We start from the raw sequence: 630 nt of genomic DNA, 5'->3' as shown, positions 1-630 counted from the left end.
GGGCTTCGGGCGGCTCAAGCGCTTCAAGCGCGTCGCCCTGCGCTGCGAAAAGACCGCACGGAACTACCGATCCATCGTCAGTTTCGCGGCCGGCCTATGCTTGATCAAATTCGTCCACACGGCCTAGTCAATAGAAATCTATCGGTATGAGCATTGGTAACGGATTTGCCATGGAACTCGGCCGCGTTAGCCGGCGGTGGCGCACGCGACTGGATGAACGTCTCAGGAATACAGGTCTCAATCAGGCGCGCTGGACCGTGCTGCTTCAGCTGTCAAACTTCGGGCCGGCATCGCAGCGCGAGCTTGCCGAGCGTGTCGGCGTTGAAGGGCCGACATTGGCCCGTGTGCTGGACCGGCTGGCGGATCAGGGGCCTCGTCGAGCGCCGTTCCACTGATGGTGACAGGCGGATCAAGCATATACACCTGACAGCCGACGCCCGGCAAGTGCTCCAGGAGATCACCGTGGTGTCAGGGATCGGTTCCGGCTGAGGGCGAAATGACACCCTAAGAGCCCGTCTCGAAAGGGTTGAGTAGCTGGCGCGGTCGTGATTCCGAATTGGGTGTCGAAGCCTATTCGGAGAGACCTGATGTGGACGCCAGCTACCCGCCGCCAGCATAGCCGAGAGAACC

Annotated in this window: 1 protein-coding gene; it reads left to right on the top strand. The window is 61.1% G+C overall.

The genetic code is table 11. The features are described from left to right. Positions 1 to 146 precede the first annotated feature (146 nt). The gene (locus GTK01_RS20930) at positions 147 to 395 is read left to right on the top strand and encodes a MarR family winged helix-turn-helix transcriptional regulator (protein WP_252929792.1); all 249 of its coding nucleotides are present in this window, start codon (positions 147 to 149) and stop codon (positions 393 to 395) included. Positions 396 to 630: the final 235 nt, after the last annotated feature.

The organism is Aliihoeflea sp. 40Bstr573 (assembly GCF_024105655.1).
GTDB lineage: Bacteria > Pseudomonadota > Alphaproteobacteria > Rhizobiales > Rhizobiaceae > Aliihoeflea.
The sequence above is the reverse complement of the archived record's forward strand: the minus strand, read 5'-3'. Positions and strand labels throughout refer to the sequence as shown.